At 35.9% G+C, this 17,972-nt stretch carries 20 protein-coding genes; 16 read left to right on the plus strand and 4 right to left on the minus strand.

The window, feature by feature from the left end:
* The 5 genes from SAY88_RS01295 to SAY88_RS01315 all read left to right on the plus strand — a co-directional run bounded on the left by SAY88_RS01295 (position 1) and on the right by SAY88_RS01315 (position 5,594).
* The gene (locus SAY88_RS01295; RefSeq protein ID WP_431308826.1) at positions 1 to 633 is read left to right on the plus strand and encodes a hypothetical protein; all 633 of its coding nucleotides are present in this window, start codon (positions 1 to 3) and stop codon (positions 631 to 633) included.
* 210 nt (positions 634 to 843) lie between these two features.
* Entirely contained in the window at positions 844 to 1,422 is a 579-nt protein-coding gene (locus tag SAY88_RS01300; RefSeq protein WP_332628670.1) for a hypothetical protein, read from the plus strand.
* A gap of 274 nt (positions 1,423 to 1,696) precedes the next feature.
* Entirely contained in the window at positions 1,697 to 3,532 is a 1,836-nt protein-coding gene (locus SAY88_RS01305) for an assimilatory sulfite reductase (NADPH) flavoprotein subunit (RefSeq protein ID WP_332628671.1), read from the plus strand.
* 28 nt (positions 3,533 to 3,560) lie between these two features.
* Positions 3,561 to 5,282, plus strand: a complete 1,722-nt coding sequence (cysI, locus tag SAY88_RS01310; RefSeq protein WP_332628672.1) for an assimilatory sulfite reductase (NADPH) hemoprotein subunit — start codon at positions 3,561 to 3,563, stop codon at positions 5,280 to 5,282.
* Positions 5,283 to 5,411: 129 nt separating this feature from the next.
* Positions 5,412 to 5,594: a cysteine-rich CWC family protein gene (locus SAY88_RS01315; protein WP_332629019.1), complete on the plus strand. Its 183-nt coding sequence runs from the start codon at positions 5,412 to 5,414 to the stop codon at positions 5,592 to 5,594.
* Between the two features lie 69 nt (positions 5,595 to 5,663).
* Here the strand turns inward: SAY88_RS01315 and SAY88_RS01320 are convergent, their stop codons facing one another.
* Together SAY88_RS01320 and SAY88_RS01325 are read right to left on the minus strand one after the other, a co-directional pair.
* Positions 5,664 to 6,422 (minus strand): DUF3891 family protein, encoded by a 759-nt coding sequence (locus SAY88_RS01320; protein WP_332628673.1) that lies wholly within the window; start codon positions 6,420 to 6,422, stop codon positions 5,664 to 5,666.
* A 107-nt stretch (positions 6,423 to 6,529) separates the two neighbouring features.
* Positions 6,530 to 7,117: a TetR/AcrR family transcriptional regulator gene (locus SAY88_RS01325; RefSeq protein WP_332628674.1), complete on the minus strand. Its 588-nt coding sequence runs from the start codon at positions 7,115 to 7,117 to the stop codon at positions 6,530 to 6,532.
* A gap of 180 nt (positions 7,118 to 7,297) precedes the next feature.
* Between SAY88_RS01325 and SAY88_RS01330 the strand changes: the two genes are divergently transcribed.
* From SAY88_RS01330 to SAY88_RS25900, 7 genes are all read left to right on the plus strand, one after another.
* Positions 7,298 to 8,215 carry an ABC transporter ATP-binding protein gene (locus SAY88_RS01330; protein ID WP_332628675.1) on the plus strand — a complete coding sequence of 306 codons (918 nt, stop codon included), beginning with the start codon at positions 7,298 to 7,300 and terminating at the stop codon, positions 8,213 to 8,215.
* Complete coding sequence (locus SAY88_RS01335; RefSeq protein ID WP_332628676.1) at positions 8,215 to 9,819, plus strand: ABC transporter permease; 1,605 nt, start codon at positions 8,215 to 8,217, stop codon at positions 9,817 to 9,819. The genes SAY88_RS01330 and SAY88_RS01335 overlap by 1 nt, the downstream gene beginning before the upstream one ends.
* Before the next feature lie 248 nt (positions 9,820 to 10,067).
* Entirely contained in the window at positions 10,068 to 10,568 is a 501-nt protein-coding gene (locus SAY88_RS01340; RefSeq protein WP_332628677.1) for a DUF2243 domain-containing protein, read from the plus strand.
* Between the two features lie 4 nt (positions 10,569 to 10,572).
* Complete coding sequence (locus SAY88_RS01345) at positions 10,573 to 11,376, plus strand: cytochrome c oxidase assembly protein (protein ID WP_332629021.1); 804 nt, start codon at positions 10,573 to 10,575, stop codon at positions 11,374 to 11,376.
* Positions 11,377 to 11,448: 72 nt separating this feature from the next.
* On the plus strand, positions 11,449 to 11,604 hold the full coding sequence (locus SAY88_RS01350) for a hypothetical protein (protein WP_332628678.1): 156 nt from the start codon (positions 11,449 to 11,451) through the stop codon (positions 11,602 to 11,604).
* 180 nt (positions 11,605 to 11,784) lie between these two features.
* A complete protein-coding gene (locus SAY88_RS01355; RefSeq protein ID WP_332628679.1) occupies positions 11,785 to 12,147 on the plus strand; it encodes a group I truncated hemoglobin in 363 nt (120 codons plus the stop codon).
* 312 nt (positions 12,148 to 12,459) lie between these two features.
* Complete coding sequence (locus tag SAY88_RS25900) at positions 12,460 to 12,609, plus strand: PH domain-containing protein (RefSeq protein ID WP_431308831.1); 150 nt, start codon at positions 12,460 to 12,462, stop codon at positions 12,607 to 12,609.
* Positions 12,610 to 12,829: 220 nt separating this feature from the next.
* Here the strand turns inward: SAY88_RS25900 and SAY88_RS01360 are convergent, their stop codons facing one another.
* Complete coding sequence (locus tag SAY88_RS01360) at positions 12,830 to 12,985, minus strand: hypothetical protein (protein WP_332628680.1); 156 nt, start codon at positions 12,983 to 12,985, stop codon at positions 12,830 to 12,832.
* 153 nt (positions 12,986 to 13,138) lie between these two features.
* Here SAY88_RS01360 and SAY88_RS01365 point away from each other — a divergent pair, with 153 nt between their 5' ends.
* From SAY88_RS01365 to SAY88_RS01380, 4 genes are all read left to right on the plus strand, one after another.
* Entirely contained in the window at positions 13,139 to 13,657 is a 519-nt protein-coding gene (locus SAY88_RS01365) for a YhcN/YlaJ family sporulation lipoprotein (protein WP_332628681.1), read from the plus strand.
* Positions 13,658 to 13,815: 158 nt separating this feature from the next.
* Positions 13,816 to 14,133, plus strand: coding sequence for a hypothetical protein (locus SAY88_RS01370; protein WP_332628682.1), 318 nt, complete (start codon positions 13,816 to 13,818; stop codon positions 14,131 to 14,133).
* Positions 14,134 to 14,357: 224 nt separating this feature from the next.
* Positions 14,358 to 15,434, plus strand: coding sequence for a tyrosine recombinase XerS (gene xerS / locus SAY88_RS01375; RefSeq protein ID WP_332628683.1), 1,077 nt, complete (start codon positions 14,358 to 14,360; stop codon positions 15,432 to 15,434).
* A gap of 324 nt (positions 15,435 to 15,758) precedes the next feature.
* Entirely contained in the window at positions 15,759 to 17,186 is a 1,428-nt protein-coding gene (locus tag SAY88_RS01380) for an SLC13 family permease (protein ID WP_332629023.1), read from the plus strand.
* Between the two features lie 655 nt (positions 17,187 to 17,841).
* Here SAY88_RS01380 and SAY88_RS25905 read toward each other — a convergent pair.
* A complete protein-coding gene (locus SAY88_RS25905) occupies positions 17,842 to 17,931 on the minus strand; it encodes a putative holin-like toxin (RefSeq protein WP_431308827.1) in 90 nt (29 codons plus the stop codon).
* Between the last annotated feature and the right edge of the window lie 41 nt (positions 17,932 to 17,972).

The raw sequence follows: 17,972 nt of genomic DNA on the forward strand, positions 1-17,972 counted from the left end.
ATGGAAGTGAGTAATGGTAAGAAATATGTTTGGTACGCTAGTTATGGTTCTAATTTAAGTAGAGAACGATTTTTATGTTATATCTTAGGCGGCAAACCTGAAGGCTCAGAAAAAGTGGAAGTGGGGTGTAGAGACAAGTCACTTCCACTAGATGAGGCAACATTTATTATGAATTACCCTTTATATTTTGCTAAGAATTCTAAGCGGTGGCAAAATCAAGGGGTTGGATTTATTGGATTAACAAAAGTCCCACAACACAAAACATATAGTAGAAAGTATTTAATTACTGAAGAGCAATTTATGGATGTGGTAAAGCAAGAAAATAACGGCTTTGAATTTGACATTAACCTAGAAAGAGTAGAATCAAATAAATATGAAACACTTCGAGATTCTTGGTACGGGACAATCCTATTTCTCGGAAAAGAAGACGGGATACCTATTTATACTTTTACAGCTGATTGGGATTTAGACGTTCCATTTTCCAAACCTTCTAATGAATACCTAAGTATGATTATTGAAGGGTTAAAACAATTTGTTGAATTAAGCAATGAAGAAATCATAGATTATTTACTATTTAAACCCGGAGTAGACGGAAACTACTCTAAAGAGGAAATTGAAAAACTGATTACCTAACTAAAAGTTGAATCATTTTTTAAGGCTGCCCAAAGTCCGGAACAGACGTGGGGGGGTGTCTCAAAAGGTCAAAAATAGACCTTTTGAGACACCCCTTTTTTGTGTTTTTGAAAAGTTGTTCATTCATCCTATTTCTTATCATAAGTATAAATAAGATTTCCTTTCCCTTAACAGAGGTTTTATAAAAACGATGTCATGGGAGGTGCAAATATGAAGGTCAAAAAATGTTTGAATTTCATCTATGAGAGCGAAAATTACTTACAGAGTCAATTTAAGATCTCTAAAAAACATGCACATCATGGATTAGAAGGAGTATGTGAAACCATTCGATGGTTAAATTCTTCTATCTTCAAAGAAGCCGTGACTGATTTAACCTGCTATATTACCGATGAGCCAATTAATTTTCCTGGAGAATTAGCCATTAATGATGTAGGATACTTTGAACCCGTTATTTATATTAACATTATGTCAGTAACAGAGTGTTTTCAGAATAAGGAATACGTTATTGATTTGAAGAAAAATCGTACAACCTGTTTTGAATATGCTGCATTTGTGCTCTTACACGAAGTCGGACACTATATTCATGCTCTTATCGGAGGCAATGGTAAAAATAAGAAAGAACGCTTATTTGATTACTTTGATCGAGGAGAGCATCATTATGAGCGATTTATCAATAACATGATAGACGGAAATACGTATAAAGAGAAAAAAAAGTATCGAAACATCCCTCATGAAAAAGCAGCTGATAATTTTGCCAGACAATATGTAGATTATGTTTGTGATCAATGATATATCAGCCGACCTCGGTTGATTTTTTTCATTTTTTTTTTGCAAATATCTAAAAAATAACAGATCAAGAATAGGGTACACTAATTTCAAAATAAATGATTCATTTTTCTACGATAAGTTTTTTTAATGATTGAGATAACAAAATCCAATTTGACTTATAGGAATTATACAGATACGATAAAATAAATCATTTTATACAGTGAAATTTGTTGAATTGAGTCATTCATACTAAAATGATCTATAATTTTAAGATATATTTGTGAGGTGGGTATTGTTGCAACTTCAGGTAATGAATAGTCCGTTTAATCAGGAGCAGGCAGATCTCCTTAACCGTCTTCTGCCGACATTAACAGAATCTCAAAAAGTATGGTTGACAGGGTATCTTGCAGCCAGTCAATCAATTGCTGCTACTACAGGGACAGAACAGCAGTTGGTTGCGCCAACAGCAGCTCCATCAGTAGCGCCCGTTGTAGAGCAAACCATTTCTAAGGAAGTAACCATTCTTTATGGATCGCAAACAGGAAACGCTCAAGGACTGGCAGAAAATGCAGGGAAAACACTTGAAGGACGTGGGTTTGATGTTACTGTCGCATCGATGAATGATTTCAAACCAAACAATTTAAAGAAACTACATAATTTGCTTATCGTCGTAAGTACTCACGGAGAAGGGGATCCTCCAGATAATGCATTGTCGTTTCATGAATTCCTTCACGGTAGAAGGGCCCCGAAGTTAGAGAACCTTCGCTATTCAGTGTTATCACTTGGTGACAGTTCTTATGAATTTTTCTGTCAAACAGGGAAAGAATTCGACCAAAAGTTAGAGGAGCTTGGTGGTACGCGCCTAAATGATCGTGTTGATTGTGATCTTGATTTTGACGAGCCTGCAGCTGAATGGTTAGAAGGTGTAATCGCAGGTTTAAGTCAAGCACAAGCTGGAGGGACTGAAGCGGTTTTACCTACAACAGCTGTAGCTCAGGAAACAGATACGGTCTATTCAAGAACTAATCCATTCCGAGCGGAAGTCCTTGAAAATATTAACTTGAATGGACGAGGATCGAATAAAGAAACACGTCACCTTGAATTATCGTTAGAAGGATCTGGATTAACATTCGAACCTGGTGATAGTCTTGGTGTTTACCCTGAAAATGATCCAACTCTTGTAGACAGACTTATTAACGAATTAAATCTAAACCCTACTGAAGAAGTACAGATTAATAAACAAGGCGAAAGCCGCTCAGTAAAAGAGGCTCTCACTACAAATTTCGAAATTACAGTTTTAACGAAAGCTCTTCTTGAAAAAGCATCTGCATTTCTCAAGAATAACGACTTAAAAGAGCTTTTAGCAAATGATGAGAAAGTGAAAGAATATATTGATGGTCGCGATATGCTTGATTTGGTTTCCGATTTTGGACCATGGAATGGATCAGCTCAAGATTTTATTTCAATTTTAAGAAAGCTACCATCTCGTCTTTATTCAATTGCTAGTAGTTTATCAGCAAATGAAGAAGAAGTGCATTTAACGATTGGTGCTGTTCGATATGAGGCACATGGAAGAGAAAGAAATGGTGTATGTTCAATCTTGTGTGCAGATCGACTTCAGCCTGGTGATACACTTCCTGTCTACATTCAACATAACCAAAACTTTAAGTTACCAGAAAATCCTGATACCCCAATCATCATGGTTGGACCTGGAACAGGTATCGCCCCATTCCGTTCATTTATACAAGAACGAGAAGAACAAGGTGCAGAAGGGAAGTCTTGGCTCTTCTTTGGTGACCAGCATTTTGTCACGGATTTCTTATATCAAACAGAATGGCAAAATTGGTTAAAGGATGGAGTATTAACGAGAATGGATGTTGCCTTCTCACGTGATACAGATGAAAAAGTGTATGTACAGAATCGTATGTTAGAAAACAGCAAGGAATTATTTGAATGGCTCCAAGAAGGTGCTGCATTCTACATTTGTGGTGACGAGAAAAAAATGGCGCATGATGTTCATAACACGTTACTTGATATTATTGAAAAAGAAGGCGGCATGAGTCGTGAGGATGCAGAAAAGTATCTTTCTGACATGCAGCAACAAAAACGTTATCAGCGTGATGTATACTGATTTAGGTATTGGAAGGAGTTTATGATAGATGGTGAATAAATTAATATTAAAAGCGCCGGACGGTCCTCCAAGTGATGTCGAACGCATCAAAGAGGAAAGCAATTATTTACGTGGTACTCTTGCAGAAACGATGTTAGATCGAATCAGTGCGGGAATTTCAGATGATGACAATCGATTAATGAAGTTCCACGGAAGCTATTTACAAGATGACCGCGATCTTCGAAATGAAAGACAAAAACAAAAGCTAGAACCTGCATATCAATTTATGTTACGCGTTCGTACTCCAGGTGGGGTTTCAACACCGGAGCAATGGTTAGTTATGGATGAGCTTGCTCAAAAATATGGCAATGGAACATTAAAGCTAACAACACGTCAAGCATTTCAAATGCACGGAATTTTAAAATGGAATATGAAGAACACGATACAAGAAATCCATGCATCTATGCTAGATACGATTGCCGCTTGTGGTGACGTCAACCGAAACGTTATGTGTAATCCAAACCCTGATCAATCTGAGGTTCATGAGGAAGTATTCAAATGGTCCAAACAGTTGAGTGACGATTTACTACCTCGCACAAGAGCGTATCATGAACTTTGGCTTGATGAAGAAAAAGTTGCTGGCACACCAGATGTAGATGAAGTAGAACCAATGTATGGACCACTTTATTTACCGCGTAAATTTAAAATTGGTGTAGCGGTTCCACCATCTAATGATGTTGATATTTTCTCACAAGATCTTGGTTACATTGCTATTGTAGAAGATAACAAATTAGTTGGTTTTAACGTAACCATTGGTGGCGGTATGGGAATGTCACACGGTGATAAGGAAACGTATCCACAGCTAGCTAAAGTCATCGGCTTCTGTAAACCTGAACAAGTATATGATGTAGCTGAAAAAATCATTATGATCCAGCGTGACTATGGTAACCGTTCTGAACGGAAAAATGCTCGTTTTAAATATACGGTTGATCGACTTGGCCTGGATGCAGTGAAAGAAGAATTAGAAAATCGCCTTGGATGGAAGCTTGAAGAAGCAAAGCCATATCACTTTGACCATAATGGTGACCGTTACGGTTGGGTGAAAGGGTCAAAAGGCACGTGGCACTTTACGTTGTTCGTTCAAGGTGGGCGAATCACAGATCTTGACGATTATAAATTAATGACAGGTTTACGCGAAATTGCCAAAATCCATAAAGGTGATTTCCGCCTAACAGCAAACCAAAACTTAGTCATTGCCAATGTATCAAGCCAAAAGAAGAAGAAGGTTAACGAACTAATTGAAGAATACGGATTAACAGACGGCAAGCATTATTCTGCTATTCGTCGTAGCTCGCTAGCCTGTGTTGCGCTTCCAACATGTGGCTTAGCGATGGCAGAAGCAGAGCGCTATTTGCCTGAATTAATCGATAAGATTGATGAGATTATCGATGAGAGCGGCTTAAATGATAAAGAGATTACGATCCGTATGACAGGCTGTCCAAACAGCTGTGCTCGTCCAACACTGGGCGAAATCGGCTTCATTGGAAAAGCTCCTGGTAAGTACAATATGTATTTAGGGGCAGCGTTTGACGGCAGTCGCTTAAGTAAAATGTATCGTGAAAACATTGGAGAAGAAGAAATTTTAAATGAATTAAAAGTACTTCTTCCTCGTTATGCGAAAGAACGTGAGGAAGGCGAACACTTTGGTGATTTTGTAGTTCGTGCAGGGATTATCAAAGCTACTACAGATGGAACAAACTTCCATAATTAAATGTTTAAGTTGAGGCAGGAATTTACTCCTGTCTCTTTTTCTATACATTATCTTCAAAGTTAAACATATGATCTTTATCAAATCACAGTAGGTATTTAAAAACGGGCTAGAAAGGTCGGTGTGTGTGTGGTGAATGATGAATTTACTTGCTCCAATAAGTGTCCGATCTGTAAGAATGATAATCATTGTGGCTATCACTCTTGTTGGTGTACGAAAGAATGGTTTCCACATGAGATTTTTGAATTAGTTCCTAAAGAACTTAAGAATAAGTCGTGTATATGTAAAGCATGCCTAGATTCATTTAACAAATGATCATCAACTGAAATTTTAAACAAAAAATAATCCCTTGAACATACATAAATCAGGGGATTATTTTATATGTTATTTCTCACTATTCATGATCCTTACTGTATATTCCTGATAACCCGCCTCTTCATAAGCTTTTGCTAGACCTACTTTAATAATATCCTCTTTCATAATTTCTTTATATTTGATCTTAATTTCGAACTCACCTTTAAAAGGGAATGGGGCTATAGAAAGTTGCTTAGTATTTATCCAATATGCAGTGATTTTCTTACCATTTGTACATGGAATTAGGTCTGAATTATTAAATTGGTAACTTTTCTGTTTTCCAGGTTTATTCATACATAAATATAGTGACAAATGATCACAAAATTGAAGTAAGTAAAAATGAGAAGTTAGCAAACTTTCGTGGCATTCAGGGTTGATTTCGAGTTGATTTTTTAAATTTTCTTGTCTTTCTTCTTCATGAGATAAAAACCACTGGTATTCATTGTCATTAGAACTTAATAAAGCACAAAAATGGAGACTGCAAAGCAAAGCTGCGTATGAATTTTCTTGTTCCACTTCATCAATCCCATGTTTATAGTGCACTAGTTTAGGTACAAGAGGAAAGTCGATAAACGAATACGGCTTCTTATGCAAATCATTCCAAAACGGTGTGTGATCTAAGGCAATCCATCCACGGTCATGCTGATATACACTGTATATAACGTCTTCTCTCTTATTTTCATCCTGAAAAATGTCCTCATTCCAATTTTCAGCTAGTTGACCAGAAATAACTGCATGGTCATGCTGCTTTACCAAAACAAAGCTATTTACTTTTTCACGAACGATCACCAGCGTTCCCCCTCACCCTGCGATTTTTAACTATTTCCACATTAATATGTTTATCCCTTTTTTATCTGATATGTGATTATTTCTTTGGTGCTTATAATACAGTTCTTTTATTTTTCTTGTTTGCCTATTATTCCGTAAAAAAAGATATTCGTTATATCTTCAGTTAATGGAAGGATCTTTTGATAAACGTCTTCACTTTGAATATAATCTTTTAACATTTGAACATAAAATAGGATCGCTTCTTCTGATAAGTTCGGATCGATAAACCCTTGTTCTTTTCCTTCTTTAAACAAAACTGTAAAATAAGGAACTGCTTTTTCAACGTAAATCTTCTCAATATAATTTCCTTCGGTTGAATATTCTTTCATTAGATATTGATAGAATTCTTCATTTATCTGTTTCGCTACTTCTTTCTTATTAAAAATAATTCTTTTGATTTTATCAGGAAAAGGAGTGTCGCTATAGACAATCTTTTCAAAATCACTCGATGCTTTGTCTACGTAATAAATAAATACATCGTGAATTAATTGATGTTTGCTTTCAAAATAATTATATATGGTCACTTGTGATACATTGGCTTCCTTAGCTATTTCTGAAATGGACACTTTTGAAATGCCGTATTCCATGAACAACGTTAATGCAGCCTCAAGGATATTCCGTTTCTTTTGTTCTTTCCGTCGTTGAAAACCATCCATTCCATTCACCTCTATAAAGATTGTAATAAAAAATATGAAATAAAACAAACGATAAAGTTCATAACATCTTGTCAGAAAGATATATTATGTATATTATGAAATGTATAAGTAAATTTATTTCATATTTTTTATAGATATAATAGAAAGGGGAATCTTAATTCCCATGAGGAGGCCCAAAAAATGACCATTATAAAAACAACGAATTTAACAAAGAAGTTTGGCAAATTTACAGCATTACAAGGTGTGAATTTGGAAGTGAAGCCTGGAGAAGTGTTTGGCTTTATCGGTCCTAACGGAGCTGGAAAGTCAACAACTATTCGAGTTTTGCTAGGTATTTTGAAAGCATCTGAAGGGGAAACAAAGATTTTTGGAAAAGATGCATGGAAAGATGCAGTAGCGATTCATCAACACCTTGCATATGTACCTGGAGATGTGAATCTTTGGCCAAATTTAACAGGTGGGGAAGTCATTGATTTATTTATGAAATTACGAGGCAGCCATCATAAAAATCGCAGAGACGAATTTATTGAAAGATTCAAACTAGATCCATCAAAGAAGTGCCGTACTTATTCAAAAGGAAATCGCCAAAAGGTTGCGTTAATATCTGCTTTTGCATCAGAGGCAGATTTGTATATCCTCGATGAACCAACATCTGGGCTTGATCCGTTAATGGAAAAGGTGTTCCAAGATTGTGTAATGGAAGCAAAGAGGGCCGGAAAGAGTGTATTGCTATCAAGTCACATTTTATCGGAAGTAGAGCGCTTATGCGATAGAGTCGGAATTATTCGCCAAGGTGAAATAATTGAAACGGGTACATTACAGGAAATGCGTCACTTAACAAGAACGAACTTGCTTATTGAAACAAAGCTTCCAATCACTGGACTGTACGAAGTTAAGGGGGTCCATAATTTTCAAGAAAAGGAACAGACACTCTCTTTCCAAGTGGACTCTGAGTATTTAGACGAAGTCATGAAATATGTTACTCAGTATGGCCTGATAAAACTAGAAAGTTCACCACCTACATTAGAAGATTTATTCATGCGTCATTATGAAAGTCCAGGAAAGAATTCTCGTTTAGGAGCAGGAGGTAATTCGTAATGTGGAAGCAGCTAACTAAACAAACAGGAAAAATGGCTCGCTTTATCATTCGACGTGATCGAATTCGTTTTCCAATATGGATTACATCTCTTGCCTTAATTACTATTGTAACAGCATCATCTTTTACGAATTTATACCAAACAGATCAAGAGAGACAGGCCATTGCCGAAACAATGAAAAATCCAGCTATGACAGCTATGCTTGGACCTGGCTATGGATTAGATAACTACACGGCAGGTCCAATGATGGCACACCAAATGTTGCTTTTTACAGCAATCGTTGTAGCGATCATGAGCATTTTACTCGTAACACGTCATACACGAGCAGATGAAGAAGAAGGACGGATTGAATTAATCAGGTCCCTCTCTGTTGGCCGCTTATCAAACCTTTCAGCAGCCGTTGGGGTAGTAAGTAGTTTAAATGTACTATTAGCTATTGTAATTGGGATCGGATTATATAGTTTACAAATTGAAAGTATGAATCTAGAAGGTTCACTTTTATATGGAGCAGCATTGGGGGTAACCGGAATTTTTTTTACAGCTGTCACAGCTTTATTTGCTCAGCTTTCAGAGAATTCAAGAGGAACCATTGGCTTATCATTTACTATATTAGGAATTGCTTATCTCATTCGAGCAGTTGGTGATGTAAGTAACGCAACGCTTTCTTGGTTTTCACCGCTTGGTTGGATTTTAGGAACAGAAGTATATGTAAACAATTTTTGGTGGCCGATTATTCTAACAATTTGTGTTGCGATCGTGGTGAATGCACTCGCTTTTTATTTGAATACAATTCGGGACTTGGATTCAGGGTTTCTGCCTTCAAAACCAGGGAGAAAGTATGCTTCACCGTTTTTACAAAGTCCTCTTGGATTAGCGTTTAGGCTTCAACGAACAGGGATCATCACATGGGCGATTGGCATGTATGTGTTAGGTCTTTCTTATGGTTCTGTTTTTGGCGACCTAGAATCTTTCTTTTTAAATAACGAAATGATGAGTCAAATATTACCACCGGTAGAAGGTTTATCGTTAACGGAACAATTCTTAACGATGTTAATGTCTGTAATTACGATGGTTTGTACTATTCCTGCATTGATGTTTATGATGAAGCTTAAAGGAGAGGAAAAAAAAGATCTTACTGAACATTTAATATCTCGCTCTGTATCTCGAACGAAAGTGATGGGGAGTTATTTTGTATTAGCTTTCTCTTTTGGCTTTGCTATGGTATTTTTAGCCGTACTTGGATTATGGTCTGCATCCGTTTCTGTAATGGAGGAACCCATTTCGTTTATGGTCATGTTTAATGCAGCGATGGTTTATTTGCCAGCTATTTGGATTATGATAGGATTTTCAGTACTGTTAATCGGTTATAAGCCGCAGTTTACAGGCTTATCCTGGCTTTATTTAGGTTACTCATTTCTAGTCGTTTATCTAGGTGAATTACTACAATTTCCTGAATGGTTAGGCAAGCTTTCACCATTTGGTCATATCCCACAGCTACCTGTTGAAGAAATGAATATTGTTATATTATTCGTGTTGAGTAGCATTGCTGTGGTATTTATCATTATTGGATTTATTGGATACAAGAACCGTGATTTATCTGGTTAACTAGCTTTAAACACTAATTGCTTATGGGCTTTGCGGATTCTAACATATTAGTTATTTTTTACTTGTAGGGCATGTGATTTAGTATAAGAGAGATTCTTTTGAAGTTTAGAAGTACATCTGTTAAATGATGTACTTCTTTTTTTGTACTTTTGGATAAATAACGCCGTTGTAATTGATTACAGACATTCAATTCCGGCTAGACTGTTAATATTCGGTAACAAAGTGTACATTTAATATAAGGAGTTACTATGAACAACGAAACCAATAATTTAACAAATAGACAGCTATACTCAAAGCGTAATCTATGGTCAGGGATATTATTTGGACTAGGCCTGATTGCTTTTTTTGATGAGGTGGTATTTCATCAATTGCTAAGATGGCATCATTTTTACGACAGATCAACGACTGATATTGGTTTAATTTCTGACGGATTGTTTCACGCGTTCAGTTGGTTTGCTACAATCGGAGGTTTGTTTTTGGTTGCTGACTTGAGGAGGAGAAACGCAGCTTGGATGACACGTTGGTGGGGCGGCGTCTTCTTTGGGGCAGGAGTATTCCAATTATATGATGGAATCGTTCAACACAAGATTATGCGTCTACATCAAATTCGGTATGTGGAGAATGTAATTGTTTATGATCTAATCTGGAATATTGGTGCTATTGTGTTAATCATTATAGGTTGGATTCTCATTAGGAGGACGAGCCGTGACATTCAACACGGGGGGACTGTTTCAAGTGAACACGCATGAGCATATGCACCATAATACACATGTTGAACATATGATGGGAGTCGCTCCACAGCTCATTCTTGCTATCCCATTTTTGGTAGCTCTCATTATTTATATCATGGCGGTTCTTGTTTCGAATCAAAAATACAAACAATGGCCACTGTATCGGACTTTTTTATGGGTAATAGGTATTGTTTGTGCAGTCATGGCAATTGCGGGCCCATTAGCTAAGCAAGCACATGTTGATTTTACAGTACATATGATTGGACACTTATTACTCGGGATGATTGCCCCGTTGTTAATGGCTCTAGCAGCACCAATGACTCTTTTATTGCGGACTCTACATGTAACATCAGCAAGAAAGCTAACGACATTGTTAAGAACTAGACCTGTCCGTACTGTTACGGACCCTATTTTTGCATCTCTATTGAATATTGGAGGGTTATGGATTCTTTATACAACGAATCTATATCATGCTATGCACGAACAGATGGGACTTCATATTCTGATTCATGCCCATGTATTTTTAGCAGGGTATGTTTTTACCATATCCATGATCTATATTGATCCAACTCCACATCGAACTAGCTATGTGTATCGCTCGATCGTTTTAATCATAGCCCTAGCTGGTCATGGGATTTTGTCAAAATATATTTATGCGAACCCGCCAGAGGGTGTAGCAGCGTCTCAAGCAGAAACGGGGGGGATGATTATGTATTACGGTGGAGATGTTGTAGATATCATTATTATCTTTATTCTATGCTTGCAATGGTATAGATCCACTAGACCACGCACGATACATCAGTCCGGATATTCAATTGAAAATTAGTAGCTTCTCATAAAGGATATGGTTGCTTCTTACACATTCTAAGGGAGAATAAGTGTAAAGGAGGGACACTGGATGAAAGATAAAGAAAAACTGCAGAAAGATGAACCGACTATAGCAACTGGCATTGACGATGATGAAGAATTAAGCGAAAAGGCAACACAGGAAGAAATTGAAAGAGGAGACTCAACGAGGGTCGTTACCCTGTCTTGGGATGAGGATCCTCGTTAATGGAATAATGACTAAAACGAGAGGTTGTAAATCATATGACAAACCTCTCTTTATTATTTCAGTTAGCGATATCATGCCTTAGTATAAAGTAAGCGCAAGAGGATTAGTTTGCTCCCGTGAAGTAATTCTAGTTATAATGAGAATGGCAGTACTTTACAGTGAAGAACGGAGTGGAAACATATGGAACAAAATCTTTATGAAAGACTTGGTGGAGAAGAAGCGATTGCAAAAGTTGTAGATTATTTTTATAACGAGTTGGTTTTAAAAGATGAGAGCGTACATCACTTTTTCAAAAATACTGATATGGAAAAACAACTGCTTCATCAAACGAAATTTATTAGTTATGCTTTAGGTGGTCCACCAACATATAAAGGCAAGTCAATGGAAAAAGCGCACGGAGGATTGAACATTCAACCTTCTCATTTTGATACGATTGCTAAACATCTACATGATGCTCTTGCTCATTTTGGTGTAGCGGAAGGTGATATAACAGAAGCTTTGGAAAGAGTAGCTTCGTTAAAGGAAGATATAGTACATAAATAGTGTTACATGCAGGTGAGCGTTTCTAATTTTCTTAGGAACGCTCATTCATCATTGATGACGTTAGGACAGCATTCGTATTTGTACAATTGAAACCATTCTTTTTCAAATACGTATACGATATGAATAAATAATAAAGGAGAAATCATCTTTGTATTTTCCATCAAAAAAAGACTTATGGTTAGGAATGATCATCTGGGTGACCATTCTTTTTTGTACTATCCCTCCAATTATTGAAAGAGAAGTAGTTACGGGATTAATACCTTTCCGTTAGCTATTTTTGTTGCATGGATTTGGTATTCAACTGGCTATAAAATAGAAAATGATCGTTTAAAAATTGCATTCGGCCCTTTTACTAAGATGACATCAATTAATGAAATTAAGAGCGTGAGGAAGACTAGAAGTTGGATTTCAGCACTAGCTAATTCACTTGATCGTCTGGAAATTATGTATGGCAAATTTTAAAATTTGGAAGGTGAATTAAAACACCTTAATAAAGGTGAGAAGCGCGCTCAAATAAAGAGTTCTCTGTAGGTAAGATTCTAGGAATGTAGACATTAAATTACGTTCAATAAACTGAATAACCATTGCACATCATTAACGAAATAAAATAAGTACAATGGTTATTTTTAAGCTTCTTATTGCTTAAAGGTTTGAAGTTCTTTCGAGGAACGTACGTTCTGTACTAATGGTTATTCTTTGATTGATCATTTTGAGTTCTTTGTGAAATCATATCAGAAGTAGCATCATTGACGATATCAGCTGCCGTCTTTGCTTCTTTCTCATCATCTTTTGCTTTTTTTATAATTTGACGAATATCATCTGAGGTATTTTGAGACATTGTTATCACTTCCTTTTAATTTTTTTTTATAATTCCTTGAAATCAAACGAATATTGCTGGCAAATATTGCTGAAAACCGTTTATGAAACACCAAATACTGATAGTTTAGAAAATCTTCCTTTTAGCCATAATAATCCAAAAGGAGGAATCTAAATGGATAAAAAAATATTATCATCAACAGTTATAGCAATACTGTTCTTAGCTGTGACCGCCTGTGGGATAGACGATCAGGCAACAAACCCAGCTAATATAAGAGGGCAAGGGTATGATTCTGAGACGACCGAAAACGATGAGATGAGAAGAGCTGGTATTGACAAACTTGTTAATCAAGAAGAAAAAAGACATACAATTCAAAAAATAGAAAAACAGGTTGAAAATATTATTGGGATAGATGACGCCTGCGTTGTCATTCAAGATGATAATGTATTAATTGGATTACAAACTACGGAAGAAAACAATGAAGTGAATGCAAGAGTTCAGCGTATGGTTAAAGCATCCAATGTTGAAAAACATGTCCATGTTGCAGCTGATGAGCATATTGTGCAACGTATTTACGCATTTGATAACCAGTTACGTAATGGGATGACTTTCGATCAAATTGGTGCAAATTTCACAGATATTCTTAACGATATAGCAAGAGGGACGCAACATCATTACCAACTTCCAAGATGATTAAATAATTATAAATATATTTTTTTAAAGGCTACTTATTTAATTAGCCTTTTTTTATTGTTGAAAATATAGAAAATTTGAAACTTTTGACCGCTCTTATACGTCTATATTTATAGAAAGAAATGAAAAATAGTGTTATTTTAATAGGGAGGTACACATTGATAATAAGAAGATTACGTTTTATTGTTATTTTTTTGTTCCTTTTTCTAGTTGGTTGCTCTTTTGGAAAGATATCTTTAGATCATGCGGAAACGATCGCTATTCAATTCGCCGAAGAATACATAGTTGTAAATCATTTAGATATTGCTATTGCAGATGTAAAAGTGTTTGACGCAGCAAGAAGTGATGAGGAAAATAAGTGGGACGTTTATTTAGAAGTTGAAAAAGATTCAAATGAATTTGACTTGTCTGCTTTAGGGTGGATTTCTGTATCTGATGAGGAAGAAGTTATTGAATATTATTTGTGGACAGAGTAAATGTTTAGATGATGATCTGATACATAATTTTAAGTTAGTCGAAGCCGCATTTTTCTTCGGCTTTAATTTTTTATTCTTGAAGTAATTAACGGAATTTGATTAGTAAGATTGAAATAAAAGAGAGTATTAACACCCAAACATTATTACGTAAAATATAAATTTGACGTAATAATGTTTGGGTGTTATAATGATTATATAGAACATTATGTTTTGAGGTGTTTTTCATGGCAAATCAACAACAGTATTTTCAAAAGCTTAATACGTTACTTGATCAATTACCATGGTATGTCGGTGAATACATAAGTCATAAACAAAGGAAATTGTCTGCGGCTTCATTATTAAACTACGCTCATGATTATAAGATCTTCTTTAACTGGCTTAAAAATGAAAGATTACATACTGGTGAGATAAAAAATGTTCCCCTTGAACTGTTAGAGTCCTTAACGACCCAGCAAGTTGAAGGTTTCTTAGGATTTTTGCAATATCAATTAAATAATAAAGAAATTACGGTTAACCGAAAATTATCGGCCTTGAAATCTCTTTTTAATTACTTACAGAACATTGCAGAAACACGTGAATTAAAACCGTACTTACAAAGAAATGTTATGGCTAAAATTGAGTTTAATGAAATTAAAGAAAGCATGGAAACGATCGCTAATAAAATGGAAGGCAAAATTTTAATTGGTGATGAATATGAAAAGTTTAGGCAATTTATAGCGTCAGACTATGGTTTGCTCAATAAGGATAATAAAAAACTGTATAATTTTCATCTATTAAATCGAGAACGTGATACTGCTATTGTCTCCCTCATCTTAGGATCTGGACTACGTCTTTCAGAAGTCGTGAATTTGAATATAGATGACATTGATTACAGTAAATATACTGCACGAGTGATAAGGAAAGGTAACAAAGAGCAATTTGTTTTCTTTAGTAAATTAGCAATGGATGACCTTCAGGATTACTTACAAATTCGAGAAAAACGCTATAAAGTTGATAAGTCTAATAAGGCACTATTTGTCGCAGCTCCAATGGGTCCAAAAGGAAAACCTAGAAGATTAACAGCACGGTCCATTGAGAAATTAATTGAGAAATATGCTGCGGCTTTCGGAAAACCATCATTATCCGTCCACAAACTAAGACATTCATTTGCTACCAGGTATCATACTGAAATAAACGATGTACCAAAATTACGAAGACAACTCGGACATTCTTCTATTCAAACGACAATGATTTATACTCATATTAACAATGATGATCTAAAACAAGCTGTTGATAAAATGGATATACCTAAGGGTGATTAAGACCTTTAGGTATTTTTATCAGTGCACATTTTATTACGTAAAATATTATTTATTAGTTAACATAACATTTATTATCAGAAGTTATTTTCTGGCTCGCCTTTATATCTCATTTCCTAAGTTTACTCTTAATTTTGAGACGAAAGGTGATTTTTCCTTTTGAATTTTAACGAACTTAATTAAACATATTCAGCTTAATTCATATCAAATTCAACAAAAATCGATACCTATTACTCCTCCCTTCTCCTACACACAAATCATGTCCTAATTACTATTTAGTTAACATAAGCTTGTATCATATAGGTTTTACTTTTAGATTGGGTGGTGATTCGAATCCATTACTCAAACCTTCAGTGGATTGGTCTTTATCTTGGTCCGATATTTGCTTTAATATTGTATTTCATTCCGGGGATAACTAGATTGGCAAATGAGCCTAGAGCAGTTTTATCTATAACTGTTTTGATCACTATATGGTGGATGACAGAACCATTACCAATTGCCGTCACTTCCCTCCTCCCTCTTATTCTCTTGCCTATAAGTGGTGCTGTGAATTATGAAGTAACGTCCGCCGCTTACTTTAACCCGATCATATTAATGTTTTTAGGGGGATTTACAATTGCTCTGGCTATAGAAAAGTGGAATTTACATAAGCGAATAGCTATGACGATTTTACTTTTTATTGGGACAAGTACGAAGAGAATTATATTAGGGATCATGTTAGCAACCGCCTTCCTCTCTATGTGGATCTCAAATGCAGCAACGGCCTTAATGATGTTCCCTGTCGTAATGGCATTAATTTCAGAAGTGAAAAACAAAAAATTATTTGATCCAAATTCTACAGAGTCTTTCACGAAAGGATTATTGCTAACCGTTGCTTATTCAGCTTCCATTGGCGGACTTGCCACACTAATTGGTTCTGTACCTAACGCTATTTTTGCAGGGGTTGCAGATTCCGTACTTCACCAAAAGATTTCGTTTGCTGATTGGTTTGTGTTTGCTTTTCCAATTTCAACTATATTGTTACTTCTACTTTATGTTTTAATTCTATTTCGTTTCCCTGTCCCATCAGGTACTCATATTCCAGACAGCATCGTCAAGCAACAGTTAAAAAATTTAGGTAATATCACACACGAGGAGAAATCTATATTATTTATTTTTTTAAGCACAGTTGCTCTTTGGATTTTCAGTGGCTTTTTACCCTTTCAAATAACAGATACGACTATTGCGTTAATTGGAGCTCTCGTCCTCTTTCTTGTACCTAGTCAATCACAGAAAGGGATGCTAATGAACTGGAATGATATGAAGAAACTACCTTGGGGAATATTGTTACTATTTGGCGGTGGGTTATCCCTTGCGGCTGCTTTTGTTGAGACGAATGTAACAGGTTGGATTGGAATGCATTTATCTAGCATAGAGACACTACCTTATGTATTGCTTTTATTTGTCTTTGCTACGTCTTTACTGTTTATGACCGAGTTCCTATCTAATACAGCAATTGCTAATATGTTTATTCCTATCTCAATTGGAATTGCTTCTGGTATTGGAATAGATCCCTATGCATTAATGGCTATCGTTGCCTTATCTTCCACTTGTGCATTTATGCTGCCTGTTTCAACTCCTCCAAACGCCGTCGTTTTTGGATCGAACTTTATTTCCATTCAAGACATGTTAAAAACCGGCTTCCGATTAAATGTCATTGCTATCATTGTTATTGTCGCAGCTGTATATTTTTGGCTACCATACTTCTTTCATTAATAATTTAGTAAAAGAGCAAAGGGGAAGAAACTTTGGTCCCCCACCCTTTGTTCTTTTTATATTTTTAACTCTTCCCCCATTACTTGTTTCATAAGGGTATTGTTATTTGTTTATTGCGCTTATAAGTGGTGTGCCTCTCTCATATTTTCCTTTACTAGAGAAATGACAAGGAATTTCCTGGGCAAGCGCATAATATTACAAAAAAGTCAAGACCTCCACAAATAAACTCGATTTTTGTCGAGGTTTGATTTGTGAGCTTCATTTTAAACTTAATCAAACGTTTGTTTAAGACTTGGGCGCTTGCTTGTTCAGGTGAAGCGAAAAGTACGTCATGAGGGTGAAGGTGGTGGAGTGTTACTGTAGACTCGCAGCAGTCTATAGAGTTACACTACAATAGATTTATATTTTGCTAATAAGTAGGGTAACGTTGCTATATGCTGTAGTGAAAGAACCTTAAAAAGAAGAGATAAGAAAAAGTTACATTCCATTTGATTTTCTTGAACTGAGAACGTATACTAAAAATATATATGCATACAATAGAAAAAAACCGACGGTGCTGGTAACACCATCGGTTTACACAATAGACTGCCCTTCAAGGGGGCGGCAGATCACACAATTCAATGGATCCACCCTGCTTCTCTAGAGCAAGGGTGGATTATTTTTCTTTTGACGTAAGGATCACAACTACCAATGTTGCAAATGCAACCATAAGCATAAGTGATTCAAAAACAGTCACCGGCCTCACCCCCTTTCATTTGGGGATGATATACCGTCCACCCTTAAGAA

Origin of the sequence: Halalkalibacter flavus (assembly GCF_036663575.1) — a bacterium.
Classification (GTDB): domain Bacteria; phylum Bacillota; class Bacilli; order Bacillales; family Bacillaceae_D; genus Halalkalibacter; species Halalkalibacter flavus.